Source organism: Pseudomonas sp. C 49-2 (genome assembly GCF_003970195.1).
Taxonomy (GTDB): Bacteria; Pseudomonadota; Gammaproteobacteria; order Pseudomonadales; family Pseudomonadaceae; genus Aquipseudomonas; species Aquipseudomonas canadensis.
Genome location: NZ_RXYG01000005.1, coordinates 99,747 through 112,328 on the forward strand (window position 1 = coordinate 99,747; position 12,582 = coordinate 112,328).

Annotated in this window: 12 protein-coding genes; 6 read left to right on the forward strand and 6 right to left on the reverse strand. The window is 61.1% G+C overall.

Annotation, left to right across the window (positions count from 1 at the left end; genetic code table 11):
- Positions 1 to 148: 148 nt before the first annotated feature.
- Positions 149 to 1,600, forward strand: a complete 1,452-nt coding sequence (locus tag EJ576_RS11615) for a mannose-1-phosphate guanylyltransferase/mannose-6-phosphate isomerase (RefSeq protein WP_028618920.1) — start codon at positions 149 to 151, stop codon at positions 1,598 to 1,600.
- A gap of 585 nt (positions 1,601 to 2,185) precedes the next feature.
- Here EJ576_RS11615 and EJ576_RS29675 read toward each other — a convergent pair.
- On the reverse strand, positions 2,186 to 2,359 hold the full coding sequence (locus EJ576_RS29675) for a hypothetical protein (RefSeq protein ID WP_158628949.1): 174 nt from the start codon (positions 2,357 to 2,359) through the stop codon (positions 2,186 to 2,188).
- Here EJ576_RS29675 and EJ576_RS11620 point away from each other — a divergent pair.
- Together EJ576_RS11620 and EJ576_RS11625 are read left to right on the forward strand one after the other, a co-directional pair.
- Positions 2,358 to 2,822, forward strand: coding sequence for a multidrug transporter (locus EJ576_RS11620; RefSeq protein WP_122723842.1), 465 nt, complete (start codon positions 2,358 to 2,360; stop codon positions 2,820 to 2,822). The genes EJ576_RS29675 and EJ576_RS11620 overlap by 2 nt on opposite strands.
- A gap of 14 nt (positions 2,823 to 2,836) precedes the next feature.
- Positions 2,837 to 3,649: an SDR family oxidoreductase gene (locus EJ576_RS11625; RefSeq protein ID WP_126570403.1), complete on the forward strand. Its 813-nt coding sequence runs from the start codon at positions 2,837 to 2,839 to the stop codon at positions 3,647 to 3,649.
- Here EJ576_RS11625 and EJ576_RS11630 read toward each other — a convergent pair.
- Positions 3,646 to 4,503 carry a LysR family transcriptional regulator gene (locus tag EJ576_RS11630; protein ID WP_028618917.1) on the reverse strand — a complete coding sequence of 286 codons (858 nt, stop codon included), beginning with the start codon at positions 4,501 to 4,503 and terminating at the stop codon, positions 3,646 to 3,648. The two genes, EJ576_RS11625 and EJ576_RS11630, sit on opposite strands and share 4 nt — an antisense overlap.
- Positions 4,504 to 4,614: 111 nt before the next feature.
- Here EJ576_RS11630 and EJ576_RS11635 point away from each other — a divergent pair, with 111 nt between their 5' ends.
- From EJ576_RS11635 to EJ576_RS11645, 3 genes are all read left to right on the forward strand, one after another.
- A complete protein-coding gene (locus tag EJ576_RS11635; protein WP_126570404.1) occupies positions 4,615 to 5,799 on the forward strand; it encodes an MFS transporter in 1,185 nt (394 codons plus the stop codon).
- Complete coding sequence (locus EJ576_RS11640) at positions 5,796 to 6,197, forward strand: DUF4440 domain-containing protein (protein WP_122723834.1); 402 nt, start codon at positions 5,796 to 5,798, stop codon at positions 6,195 to 6,197. Before EJ576_RS11635 ends, EJ576_RS11640 begins: the two co-directional genes overlap by 4 nt.
- Before the next feature lie 135 nt (positions 6,198 to 6,332).
- The gene (locus tag EJ576_RS11645; RefSeq protein WP_158628950.1) at positions 6,333 to 7,634 is read left to right on the forward strand and encodes a hypothetical protein; all 1,302 of its coding nucleotides are present in this window, start codon (positions 6,333 to 6,335) and stop codon (positions 7,632 to 7,634) included.
- Positions 7,635 to 7,648: 14 nt separating this feature from the next.
- On the opposite strand, the gene EJ576_RS11650 is transcribed toward EJ576_RS11645, so the two are convergent.
- From EJ576_RS11650 to EJ576_RS11665, 4 genes are read right to left on the reverse strand one after another with little or no spacing between them, the layout of a single operon-like run.
- On the reverse strand, positions 7,649 to 8,506 hold the full coding sequence (locus EJ576_RS11650) for an HlyD family secretion protein (RefSeq protein ID WP_122723830.1): 858 nt from the start codon (positions 8,504 to 8,506) through the stop codon (positions 7,649 to 7,651).
- Between the two features lie 10 nt (positions 8,507 to 8,516).
- Entirely contained in the window at positions 8,517 to 8,717 is a 201-nt protein-coding gene (locus tag EJ576_RS11655; RefSeq protein WP_012722318.1) for a DUF1656 domain-containing protein, read from the reverse strand.
- Positions 8,707 to 10,884, reverse strand: a complete 2,178-nt coding sequence (locus tag EJ576_RS11660) for an FUSC family protein (RefSeq protein ID WP_122723827.1) — start codon at positions 10,882 to 10,884, stop codon at positions 8,707 to 8,709. The genes EJ576_RS11655 and EJ576_RS11660 overlap by 11 nt, the downstream gene beginning before the upstream one ends.
- A gap of 10 nt (positions 10,885 to 10,894) precedes the next feature.
- Entirely contained in the window at positions 10,895 to 12,430 is a 1,536-nt protein-coding gene (locus EJ576_RS11665; protein ID WP_126570406.1) for an efflux transporter outer membrane subunit, read from the reverse strand.
- Between the last annotated feature and the right edge of the window lie 152 nt (positions 12,431 to 12,582).

Here is a 12,582-nt window from a genome sequence, read left to right on the forward strand (position 1 = left end):
TCGGTTACCTGACAAACCGAGTCGTCTGCATCGCGGGCAAGCCCGGCTCCCACAGGGACCGAGGAGTCCGATCGGACCGAGACAAAAACAAGAGTGAAACGACAAACCTTCGTAGCTCTGACCCATATCGATTCAAGGAGAAACACCCATGATTCCAGTCATCCTTTCCGGTGGTAGCGGCTCACGTCTTTGGCCGCTTTCCCGTAAACAGTTCCCTAAACAATTCCTGGCCCTGACCGGTGAACACACACTGTTCCAGCAAACCCTGGAACGCCTGGTGTTTGAAGGTATGGACGCTCCAATCGTGGTCTGCAACAAGGACCACCGCTTTATCGTCAACGAGCAACTGGCCGCGCGCAAGCTGGAAAGCCAGCGCATCCTGATGGAGCCGTTCGGCCGCAACACCGCGCCGGCCGTGGCCCTCACCGCGATGATGCTGGTCAATGAAGGGCGTGACGAACTGATGCTGGTGCTGCCCGCCGACCACGTAATCGACGACCAGAAAGCCCTGCAACGTGCGCTGGCCCTGGCCACCGTGGCCGCCGAGCGTGGCGAGATGGTGCTGTTCGGCGTACCGGCGACCCGTCCGGAAACCGGTTATGGCTACATCAAGTCCACCAACGATTCGCTGCTGCCCGAGGGCGTGAGCCGCGTCGAGCAGTTCGTGGAAAAACCCAATGAAAAACGCGCCGTCGAGTTCGTCAAAAGCGGCGGGTATTTCTGGAACAGCGGCATGTTCCTGTTCCGCGCCAGCCGCTTCCTCGAAGAGCTGAAAAAGCACGATCCGGACATCTACGACACCTGCCTGCTGACGCTTGAGCGCAGCGAACAGACCGCTGACACCGTGACCTTCGACGAAGCCACCTTCGCCTGCTGCCCGGACAACTCCATCGACTACGCCGTGATGGAAAAAACCCAACGCGCCTGCGTGGTGCCGCTGAGTGCCGGTTGGAGCGACGTGGGTTGCTGGGCGTCGCTGTGGGCCGTCAACGACAAAGACGTGCACGGCAACGTGAGCAAGGGCGACGTGGTGATCCAGGACAGCCGCAACTGCATGATCCATGGCAACGGCAAACTGGTGTCGGTGATCGGCCTGGATAACATCGTGGTGGTGGAAACCAAGGACGCGATGATGATTGCCCACAAGGACAAGGTCCAGGGCGTCAAGCAGATGGTCAACACCCTGAACGACCAGGGCCGCAGCGAGACCCAGAACCACTGCGAAGTCTATCGTCCGTGGGGCTCCTACGACTCGGTGGACATGGGCGGGCGTTTCCAGGTCAAGCACATCTCGGTCAAGCCGGGCGCGTGCCTGTCGCTGCAGATGCACCACCACCGCGCCGAACACTGGATCGTGGTCAGCGGTACTGCCGAAGTGACTTGTGACGAGAACGTGTTCCTGCTCACTGAGAACCAGTCCACCTACATCCCGATCGCCTCGGTGCACCGCCTGCGCAACCCGGGCAAGATCCCGTTGGAGATCATCGAAGTGCAATCGGGCAGCTACCTGGGTGAAGACGACATCGAGCGTTTTGAAGATATCTACGGTCGCTCGACGCCGGTTGAACGTGGTGTTTCAGTGAAAACTATCGCGCAGTAAAACAGTCCTAAAAGAAGCCCCCGTCCAGCCGACTGCGTCCCCTATCCGCAGCCGGTTGGGCGGGGGCTTTTTTTATTGCATCGCCAGCCTGTTACGTCGCCGACTTGCCCCCCCAACTCGACGGGGAGTAGACGTTACGGTTGCCAGTGTTGTTAGTGTTGCTGCCCCCGCTCTCGTATTGACCCCTGCCTACCTCCTGAGCCGCCCTGCCGCCCCATACCAAGCCTACGCCAATGGCTTTGCCCACCATACCGCCACTCGTGGCAAGCCTTTTCCCAATACCTTCTGCGGCAGCCCCACCCACCATTATTGCAGCGCCCTTCGCCTTACCGCTGGTGTCACCGTTATGTAACGCTGTTGGGAAACGCGTCGCAGCCCCTTGCAGAAGCGTTTGTCCCAGGCTGGTCAACTGTTGACTTTGCATACGGGGTTGCGCATGAGTGTCACGCTCTACGTTTGCTTGATTCGACGGTGCCGCGCTACTCGGCGCTGGCGCAGGTTGAGGAGTGAGAAGAGAGGAAGCCACTGACGACAGTACAGATGTGGCAGCGGGAACAAGAATGGCTGAAGGAATCATAGTTCGTCTCACTTGATCAGACTGGGGTTGATACCCTCCTGGGCAATCTGCATGTCCCTATGCTGGCTTTGTGGAGAAAAGGCTTTATGCGGTTCCCTCATGACCGAAAACAGAGGCTCGCCATAGGCATCAAGGCCATCGCGCAGGTAGGATGTTTTATCCGCATACGAGACTGTCATCATGTTCTTCGGCGTCCTTTTGATCATCACCTGGTTGATCCTGCTGCTGCGCTACCCGGCCAAAGCCTTGCCGGTGTCGTTGGCTGCCGCTGTCGGCCTTGGTTTCGTCGCCATTTGGGTAGTCTGGCTGGACAACCGCGAAGCCTCCCAATTGGCCCGCCTGGAGCTGCGCATCACCTATGCTGCCGACGAATGCCCCACCGACCGACCGCTCAAACTGACGCTGAACAACGGCAACGATGTGCCGCTCACCGAGCTGCGCTGGCGCGTCGCCGCGTATGCCCCCGGCGATACGGTCAACCTTGCCGACAACGTCTACGCGGCCCCACGCTATCGCGGGCCCGGTGAGTTGCAAGCCGGCGCCACGTGGGACGACTGCCTGCCCACTCCGCCTCTGCGCCCCGGCTACCGCCCGCAAACCCTGGAATTTCGCGCCGAGCACCTGCAAGGTAGTTTTTCGGACTGACAAAGGATTGATCCATGCCCAACGTACTGATCACCGGTTGTTCCAGCGGCATCGGCCGTGCCCTGGCGGACGCATTCAAAGCCGCCGGCTACACGGTATGGGCTAGCGCCCGCCGCCCGGAAGACGTCGCCGCCCTCGCCGCTGCCGGCTTTAATGCCGTCGAACTGGACGTCAACGACAGCGCCGCTTTGCAACGGCTGGCCGAACAACTGGGCGAATTGGATGTACTGGTCAACAACGCCGGTTATGGCGCCATGGGTCCGTTGCTCGACGGCGGCACCGAGGCGATGCAACGCCAATTCGAAACCAATGTGTTTTCCATCGTCGGTGTGACCCAGGCGCTGTTCCCGGCCCTGCGGCGCAGCACGGGATTGGTGGTGAATATCGGCAGTGTTTCCGGTGTGCTGGTAACGCCGTTTGCGGGGGCCTATTGCGCGTCAAAAGCCGCCGTGCATGCCTTGAGCGACGCGCTGCGCATGGAACTGGCGCCGTTTGGCGTGCAGGTCATGGAAGTGCAACCCGGCGCCATCAACACCCGTTTTGCGAAAAACGCCGGCGCGCAGGCCGAACTGTTGATCAATGAACAATCGCCATGGTGGCCGTTGCGCGACGGCATCCGTGCGCGCAGCCAGGCTTCCCAGGACAAGCCGACGCCAGCCAATGTGTTTGCGGCGGATGTATTGAAAGCTGTGCAACAACCACAACCGCCCCGTCTGCTGCGCTCGGGCAATGGGAGCCGCGCGTTACCGTTGATGGCGGCGTTGTTGCCCAAAGGGTTGCTGGAGAAGGTGTTGAAGAAACGCTTCGGGCTGGCCGGTTCGCTCTAACCCTTCATAAAGTCAATGAACGCCCGCACCTTCAGGGGCAAATGTCGGGTGTCCGGATACATCGCGTAGATCCCTTGCGGGGCAAAGCGATGGTCCGGCAACAGGCGCACTAATCGTCCGGCGTCCAGGTCATCCTGCACCAGCCATTGCGGCAACACCGCCACACCGTGCCCACGCACGGCGAAGGCTTGGAGAACGGCTGCGCTGTCAGCGACTAGCGACGCATGGCCGGGGCGATAAGAATGTTCGCCGGCTTGTGGATCGGTCACGCTCAACTCCGTCAATCGGCTATGTCCCAGCTTGGGCAACTGCTCCAAGTCATCCAGCGTATCAACCCCTCCAAACTGCGGCGCCGCCACGGCGAACACCTCGAAAGTCGACAACTGCACCGCGCGGTGATTGGAGTCCAGCAAGCGTCCCAACCGAATCGCCACGTCGAAACGCTCGGAGATCAGGTCCGCGTGAGTGGAGGATGTGGATAAGTGTATGTCCAGGTCCGGGTGCAGGCGGCGGAAGGCTTCGACCGCCGGGGCAACCACGGCCAATGCATATTCCACGGTGGTAGTGATGCGCAACGTGCCTTTGAGTTGGGCATGCTCCGAGCGCGCCTCCTCCACCGCCAATCGCGCCTCTTCGAGCATGCGTGTGCAGCGCAGGTAGAAGCGCTCGCCGGCATCGGTCAGCGCCAGTTGACGGGTGTTGCGGGTCAGCAGAGTGACGCCCAGTTCCGCTTCCAGACGCTTGAGGTTGAAGCTGACCACGGCGCGAGTCTGGCCCAACAGGTCGGCGGCAGCGGTGAGAGAGCCGGCCTCGACCACGGCCTTGAAGGTATCGAATCGGTCCAGGCTGACCATCGGCGGCGCCCTCCTTTGTCAAAATATTTTTGACAAAGTAACAGGCAAACCTACGTATCCCAAACAGCACGACCCGCCTACCCTGCCCGCTTCACTCGCCGGATCGCACTCATGACCTACCGCTCGAAAGTCGCCTGGATCTTTTTATTGGGTTTTGCCCTGGACCTGGTGAACATGTTTGTCGCCACGGTCGCCTACCCGGATATCGCCCACGAACTGCATGCCTCGGTCACGCAACTGGCATGGATCAGCAACGCCTACCTGCTCGGCCTCACCGTGATCATTCCGCTCAGTGTCTGGTTGGCTGCGGTGATGGGGGAGCGAACTCTGATCGCGGCAAGCCTGTTGCTGTTCGCCGGGGCGTCGATGATGGTGGGCCAGGCGAGTTCGATTGAGACACTGATCGGCTGGCGTGCCCTGCAAGGGCTGGGCGGTGGCTTGCTGATTCCCGTCGGGCAGGCCATGGCTTACCGGCATTTCCCGGCGGCTGAACGCAGCCAACTGACAGCGCAAGTGATGTCGGTGGCATTGCTGGTGCCGGCACTGTCACCGGCGCTGGGTGGTTTGATTGTCGACAACGTGTCGTGGCGCTGGATCTTCTACGCCAATCTGCCACTGGCGTTGATGACCCTGCTGCTGACCGTGCTGTGGATAAAACCTGACAGGCCGTCGAGCCGTCGTGTGCCACTGGACGTGGGCAGTATTTTCCAACAGATGCGCAGCCCAATGCTGCGCACCGCGATGCTGATCTACCTGTGCATCCCCGGCGTGTTCATCGGTACCAGCCTCATCGCCATACTCTATCTTCGCGGCCTCGGGTACGACGCCACACAGACCGGCGCCTTGATGCTGCCGTGGGCACTGGCGTCGGCACTGGCGATTTTCCTCAGCAAAAAACTGTTCAACCGCTGTGGTCCGAAGCCGTTGTTGTTGGCGGGCATGCTGCTGCAATGCCTGGGCATCCTGTTGCTGAATGGCCCTGCAGTGATCATTCCAGCCTATTTGTTGATGGGGTTGGGAGGCAGCCTGTGCAGCAGTACCGCGCAGACCCTGGCCTTTCTCGATATTCCCGCCGAACGCATGGGCCACGCCAGCGCCCTGTGGAACATCAACCGACAATTGAGCTTCTGCCTGGGCGCGGCGGCGCTGAGTGCATTGCTGTCGGCCTTGGATTCCTTCGCTATAACCTTCACGATGGCGGCAGCCCTGACCCTGCTGCCTCTTTTTGCGGTGCTGCGTCTGGATACGTCCCGAATACGCGCACTGCTTCACCCTGCCAGCGAGCCTCACCGATGATCGATTACAGCGATTTTTTTGACGAAGTGATCCAGACCCATGTCGAGATCGAACAATGGTTTGCCGGCGTTGCGCCCGAAGGCACCTTGCAGAACCTGCTCGCGCGCTTCTCCCCGGAATTCAGCATGGTTGCCCCGGCGACCGGTGCACGGGTGAATGCGGCTGGGGTCAATGCCCTGTTCACGCGCTTGGGCGGCATGCGCCCGGGATTGAAAATCACCTTGAGCGAGATGGCCGGCATCGATCGCCATGCACGTGGCGCCACGGTGACCTATCGCGAGCATCAGATCGATGACAGCGGTACACAGACGGACCGCCGTGCCACGGTGGTGTTCGAGAAGCAGGCCAGTGGCGCGCTGCTGTGGCGTCATCTGCATGAGACCTACACGACCGCATAATGGCGGTCTGACACCTGTCAGAGTTGACAGTAGAACCGGTATTACACCAGGGCCAGACTGGGCCATCGTCGCATGGGTTGAGTTCGTACCCTGCCCATGCAGCCAAGTCCCTCTGACCCATGGCGGAATACCAAAATGCCTACCACACAACCTGGTACTTTAGATCCAGCCTTCGGCCCCGGTGGCGAAGCCGTCCTGCCAAAGATCGTAGAAGAACACCCCGATCTGACCGTTCGACACCACATCAAAGGACTGACAACCGATCAAGACGGTAACGTTCTATTCAGCGCCGGCTTTTATCTCGACGCCCTCGATTCCCCCGGTCACATAAATGGTTTGGGCCGCCTGGACGCCAAGGGCAACCTTGATAAAAAATTCGGAAAAAACGGGCTGGTTCTCGACAGGTTCGTGCCCGATTTACCCGCCGGAGGTTTAAGGCTGACTGTCCAGCGCGATGGAAAAATCCTCATGCTTGGCTGGACATGGCGTGGACTAACCGATCCATGGGCGGTCTTGTTCATCGCACGCCTCAACAGTCAGGGCGATCTCGATACGGATTTTGCCGAGGATGGAGTGCGCGTTCTAACAACCCATTTAGACGACGAGTTGATGGAAGACTCGTCTACCGTGCACGAGCAGTCTGATGGGCACATTCTGATCACCGCCAATTACTCAAAGCGTGGTAACACCGAGTTGACGACCGGCACGCTGTTTCGCCTGCGACCAGACGGTGTGCTGGACAACAGTTTTAACAGCGATGGCAGGCTGGACTTCAAACTGACCGACCCCACTGCACCCACGGCCATCAACGCCTGCATCAGCCAGGGCAGCGATTACAAAATCGTGATTGCCGGCCATGCCCGTCCCGCCCCTGGGCTCAATAAAGCCCTGCTCGCCCGGCTCAACCATGACGGTACGCTGGACGCCCGTTTTGGCAATGCTCAGACACCTGGCTTTCACTACGTTGAGGATGAGAACGTTGACGATCACGCCAGCTTCAACGACCTCACGCAGCGAGCAGACGGCAGCCTCGTTGGCGCTGGCCAAGTCGGCCAGGACGCTGCCGATATCAGGACCAGAGGGTTACTGCGCGCCATAACGCCCAACGGCGCAGCGCACCAACTGTTCAATAACGGCAAGCCCCTGGTCAGCCAATTCGAGAGCTCTCGCGACACAGGCTGGCAGTGCATCATGAGCACCCGCGCGGGACAGCTTGTCACGGCCTCAACGGGCAGGGGGATCTATGTCGCCCAATTCAATGCCGATGGCACGCTGAACCCGGCTTTCAACAACCTGGGCTACACCTACATTGACTCTGCAGTCGTAACCAAACCGGTGTCATTGACCGAGCGGGGAGACCAGCGAGTGATCGTAGCCGCAAACATCACAGGCGTTGATCCTGACGGCTTGGGCGTTTTACGTTGTTACTTCGGCTAAACACCCGCCCTGATTCAACGAGCAGGGCCAACGATCACCGTGCAGGTAATCCCCGCCGCCAACAACACCCCTTCCGGCACCTCATCGATATGAATCCGCACCGGCACCCGCTGGGCCAGGCGCACCCAGTTGAAGGTCGGGTTCACATCGGCAATCAGTTCGCGGCTTTCGGGGTTGTCGCGGTCGTAGATGCCTCGCGAGATGCTTTCCACATGCCCCTTCAAGGTCTCGCCACTCATCAATTGCATATCGGCTTTATCACCGACCTTGACGTGGGGCAGCTTGGTTTCTTCGAAGAAGCCATAAACCCAGAACGAGTTCATATCCACCACAGCCATCTTGGCTTCGCCGATGCGGGCATAGTCGCCGCGATGCACGTTCAGATTGGTGACATAACCATCCACCGCCGCCACCACCTGCGTGCGTTTCAAATTGAGTTCGGCCGCTTCCAGTTGCGCCAGCGCGTGTTGGTAGTCGGCCAGCGCCGAGTCGGCGATGTTGCTGGCGTCGTCGCGGTTTTCCTTGGAGATCACCAACGCATCGAGGTCAGCGCGACGGTGAGCATTGACCTTGCGCATTTCCCAGGTGGCTTTGCGCGACGCCACCAGCGATTGCGCCTGTTTGACCGCAATGCGGTAGTGCTCGGGGTCGATCTGCATCAACAGGTCGCCCTTTTTGACCAACTGGTTGTCACGCACCGGCACGTCGACCACTTCGCCTGTGACGTCGGCGGCGACGTTGATGATATCGGCACGCACACGCCCGTCGCGGGTCCACGGGGTTTCCATGTAGTGCACCCACAACGTGCGGCCAATCCAGATGGCCAAGGCCAGTACCAGCAAGGTCGCGAACAGGCTGAAAAACTTTTTCATCGGGGCATTCTCAACGGTAGACGGTCAGCGCCAGGGCGCCGAACAGGCAAACAAACAGGCTCAGGCGCAGCAACGCCGGGTGCCAGAAAAAACGGTAAAGGTCGAACCCGGCCAGGAAGCGATCAAGCGCCCAGGCCAACACGGCCGCGATCAGGAACATCAGGGTCATGGTTGGCATGTACACGCCATGGAAGGCGATTTCACGGGGCATGCGAGGATCCTTTTAGAGCAGCCAGGGGCGATTGCGGGTCGAGCAGTGAAGTGCGGATAAAGTGCAGGTAGCTTTTCACCCGGCGCAGGGCCGAGGTGTCGAAGTGCGGGGCGAAGGGTTCATCGGTGGCCTGCACGCGGCTGATCGCGTGGTCGACGGCGATCAGGCCGCGCTCCAGGTTGCTTGCGCTGGGTTGCAGGAACAGCCGCACCAGCGAGCGGCCCATCACGCGGATCGCCTGGCGCCACGGCTGGGATTCGGCATAGGCCGGATGTACCGGCAGAATCGCCTGCTCCTTGCGCAACTCGATGATCGCGTGGCCGACTTCCAGCACCACGAACATCCAGCGCAACAGGTCGCGCTGTACTTGCGGCTGGCCGACCGCGAGGCCGTAGGCCTGGTGCAGCAGGTCGCGGGTGCGGCTTTCGAAACTCGACGCCAGGCCCTTGAGCTTGCCGCTGATCGCGTACACCACTTGCTCGCGCAGGTCCTGCTCCAACCGGCGCCACAGCCAGCGGCTGTTGGGCGGCAGGATGATCGCCCCCGCCGCCGCGCACACCAGCATGCCGATGACCATGGCGATGTAGTCGTTGATGAAGGTGTAGGGGTTGTAGATCGTCAGGTTGTCCGGCACCGAGCCGGTGCTGAAGAAGATCAGCAGCCCCACGCCGACACCCGCGTATTGCGGGCGCGAAGCGAGGAATGCGCCAAAGATGATCACCGGCGCAAGCATCACGCACAGCAGTGGGAAGCCGTCGATCCAGGGGAACACGAAAAACATTTCGACAAAGCCCACTAAGGCGCCGATCAAGGTTCCGCACGCCATTTGGAACGCCATGCGTTTTGGGTTCGGCGTCGCGGCGGACAAGCCCACGGTGGCAGCGGCGATCAGGGTCATGGTCGCGCCGCTGGGCCAGGCGGTAGCCACCCAATAGCTGCCTAATACGATCAGGATGAATGACGCGCGAATTCCCGAGGCGGCGCAGGCCAGCCAGTTGGTCTTGGGGATGAACGTTTCGTCCCACTGTTCGCGCGCATGGCTGTGATCCGCCAGGGAAGCGTGGGTTTGCGCGTAGTTATGCAGGTCGTCGACAAAACGGTAAAGAAGCTCGTAGGCGGTGTGGAAATCCAGTTGTTCGGCTTCACTGGGATTCTGTTCCTGGAAAGCCGCCCGCAAGCTGCGGACCTTGGCGGGCAGGCCGTCCTTGTAAGCGCTGAGTTGGCTGACCAAGCGTGCCGCGTCCGGGCTGGTGAGCGCACGGCCGGAGAAGCCGTCGAGCACTTCGGCAAGGTCTTGCAGGCCGGGCTTGATCGCCGCCACCACGTGGTCCGCTTCGTCCGTGCGCAGCCGTTCAAGCAACTGGTGCAAGGCATTGAAGCGCGTGGTGATGCTCATGAACTCGCTGTTGAGGCGGCTGAGCCGGCCGTTGCGTCGACGCATATGTGGATCTTCAAACACCGTCACACTGCGCAGCCCTTCCAGGCCCACCGCTTCGGCGATAAAACGCACGTTGCTGGCTTCGAAACCTTCGCGCTGGCTGCGCCCACGCAGGCCATCGGTGACGAACAGCGCAAACACGCCAAAGCGCTGGTACAAGGCGTTGCGCATGGCGGCGCTGGAGGTTTGCGGCAGGATCGCGGCGCTGACCAGGGTGGAACACAGAATCCCCAGGGAGATTTCCAGCACCCGCCACACTGCCGCCATAAAGGCCCCATCCGGATGCGCCAGGGCCGGCAGGCCGACCATCGCCGCCGTGTAGCCGGCAAGTACAAACCCGTAGGCGCGGAAGTTGCGATTGCGCGTCGCGCCCGCCGTGCAGATGCCCACCCAGATCGCCAGTGTGCCGAGAAACAGCTCCGTGTTCTGCGCAAACAAGGCGATCAACAGCACCATCACCGCCGACCCCGCCAGGGTGCCGAGGAAGCGATAGAAACTCTTGGCAAACACCTGGCCGCTCTGGGGCTGCATCACGATAAACACGGTGATCATCGCCGTGCGCGGTTGCGGCAGCTCCAGGCGCATGGCCAACCACAGCGTGAGGAACGCGGCGACCAGCACCTTGAAGATATACACCCAGGTCACGCCATCACTGCGTGCCCAGTCGAAAAAACCACGGCGCCACTCAAGGGCATACAGCCAGCGCAGCGGTGCAGGCAAAGGCGTCATCAAATCCTACTCAGTGGTCGAACGCGGCAAGCGCCGCCGGGGTCTTGCTCGGAAGGGTCTTGGTGTCTTGAGGCACATCGTTGCAGGCACCGAGGCCGCCGCCCAGGGCCGTCACCAGTTCGGCGTGGGCGCTCAGGCGAGCCGCTTGTACCTGTTGCTCGATCTGCTGCTGATGGAACAGCAAGGTCTGCGCATTCAGCACATTAAGGTAGTCGGTAAGGCCGCGCTGGTAGGCGATCATCGCGATGTCGTAGGTCTTCTGCGCCGAGGCCACCGATTGCGCAGCAAAGGAGGCTTGCTTGTCCATGGACTCGCGGCGGATCAACTGGTCGCTGATGCCCTTGAGCGCGTTGACCAGGGTCTGGTTGTACTTGGCGACAGCGATGTCATAACCGGCGCTGGCTTCGCCCAGTTCCGCACGCAGGCGGCCGCCGTCGAAGATCGGCAAGGTGATCGCAGGTCCCACGTTGTAGTTGAATTTCTTGCCCGCCAGGAATTCCAGCATGCCGCCACCGGTGGCCATGTAGCCGAGGCTGCCGACCAGATCGACGTTGGGGTAGAAACCGGCGTGGGCCACATCGATGCCACGGGCCTGGGCCGCGACTTGCCAGCGGCTGGCAACCACATCCGGGCGCTGGCCGAGCAATTGCGCGGGCAGGCTCGACGGCAACTTCAACGGCGCGGCCAGGGATAGGCTCGGGCGTTGCAACTGCGCGCCTTCCCCCGGGCCTTTGCCCGCCAGGGCCGCCAACTGGTTACGGCTCAGGGCGATCTCTTCGTCGAGGGCGTCCAGTTGCCGATGGGTTTCCGGCAATGGCGTTTCAGCCTGGCTGACATCGAAGTGGGTGCCGATCCCAGCGCTCAAGCGCTTGTTGGCCAGGTCGAGGATCTGCTGCTGTTGCGCCAGGGTCGCCGCGACGATATCGCGGTTGGCGTAATGCAACGACAACTGGATATAGGCGCGCACCACGTTGTTCTGCAATTCGAGTTGGGCCTGGCGCGCTTCGGCGGCGCTCATGTGCGCCAGGTCGACGGCACGTTCGGTGGCATTGCTTTCGCGACCCCACAAGTCGAGGGCGTAGCTCAGGCCCAGGGACGTATTGTTGTCCCAGGTGTTGGCACCGCTCAGCTCGCCGGGACCATAGAACTGATCCTTCGGCCAGTTGTGGCGCTTGAGGGTGGTGTCGCTGTTGATCTGCAGCGACTCGGCCGACTCGGCAATCCCGGCCATGGCCCGCGCCTCACGCACTCGCGCGGCGGCCATGGCCAGGCTCGGGCTATGCTGCGTGGCCAAGTCGACCCAGTGGTTCAGTTGCGGGTCGCCGTAGGCTTGCCACCATTGCGCGGTGGGCCAGTGCGCGTCACGAGCCGCGCTCTGGATCGCCTCGTCGGTAGCCAGGTGGTTGGCGTCGAGAGACTGGCCTTGTGGGGCGATTCCTCCGGTTCCGATGCAGCCGCTGATTGCTAACGATAAAGCGCAAACACTGAGAGCCTTCAGCTCTCTGTTAATGAGAGTCTTGAGCTCTCTGCTGATGCGACGCGGCACGGCAAGCGAATTCCTGAGAGGGTGTTGCGGGGTAGGAGGCGCAATTCTAGGGTGCGATAGGAAGGACGATAAGCGGGCATTCCTGTGAATCATTGTTACCGTTCAGGCGATAATCCGGGCCGACTCGAAGAATGGGGATATTCATCCCGCCC

Bases quoted from the DNA above. Each gene is read 5' to 3' on its own strand.
- EJ576_RS11650 (WP_122723830.1), bottom strand. From the start codon at position 8,506: ATGAAAAAGTTTTTCAGCCTGTTCGCGACCTTGCTGGTACTGGCCTTG.
- EJ576_RS11660 (WP_122723827.1), bottom strand. From the start codon at position 10,884: ATGACGCCTTTGCCTGCACCGCTGCGCTGGCTGTATGCCCTTGAGTGG.
- EJ576_RS11615 (WP_028618920.1), top strand. From the start codon at position 149: ATGATTCCAGTCATCCTTTCCGGTGGTAGCGGCTCACGTCTTTGGCCG.
- EJ576_RS29675 (WP_158628949.1), bottom strand. From the start codon at position 2,359: ATGATGACAGTCTCGTATGCGGATAAAACATCCTACCTGCGCGATGGC.
- EJ576_RS11635 (WP_126570404.1), top strand. From the start codon at position 4,615: ATGACCTACCGCTCGAAAGTCGCCTGGATCTTTTTATTGGGTTTTGCC.
- EJ576_RS11655 (WP_012722318.1), bottom strand. From the start codon at position 8,717: ATGCCCCGTGAAATCGCCTTCCATGGCGTGTACATGCCAACCATGACC.
- EJ576_RS11640 (WP_122723834.1), top strand. From the start codon at position 5,796: ATGATCGATTACAGCGATTTTTTTGACGAAGTGATCCAGACCCATGTC.
- EJ576_RS11630 (WP_028618917.1), bottom strand. From the start codon at position 4,503: ATGGTCAGCCTGGACCGATTCGATACCTTCAAGGCCGTGGTCGAGGCC.
- EJ576_RS11645 (WP_158628950.1), top strand. From the start codon at position 6,333: ATGCCTACCACACAACCTGGTACTTTAGATCCAGCCTTCGGCCCCGGT.
- EJ576_RS11620 (WP_122723842.1), top strand. From the start codon at position 2,358: ATGTTCTTCGGCGTCCTTTTGATCATCACCTGGTTGATCCTGCTGCTG.
- EJ576_RS11625 (WP_126570403.1), top strand. From the start codon at position 2,837: ATGCCCAACGTACTGATCACCGGTTGTTCCAGCGGCATCGGCCGTGCC.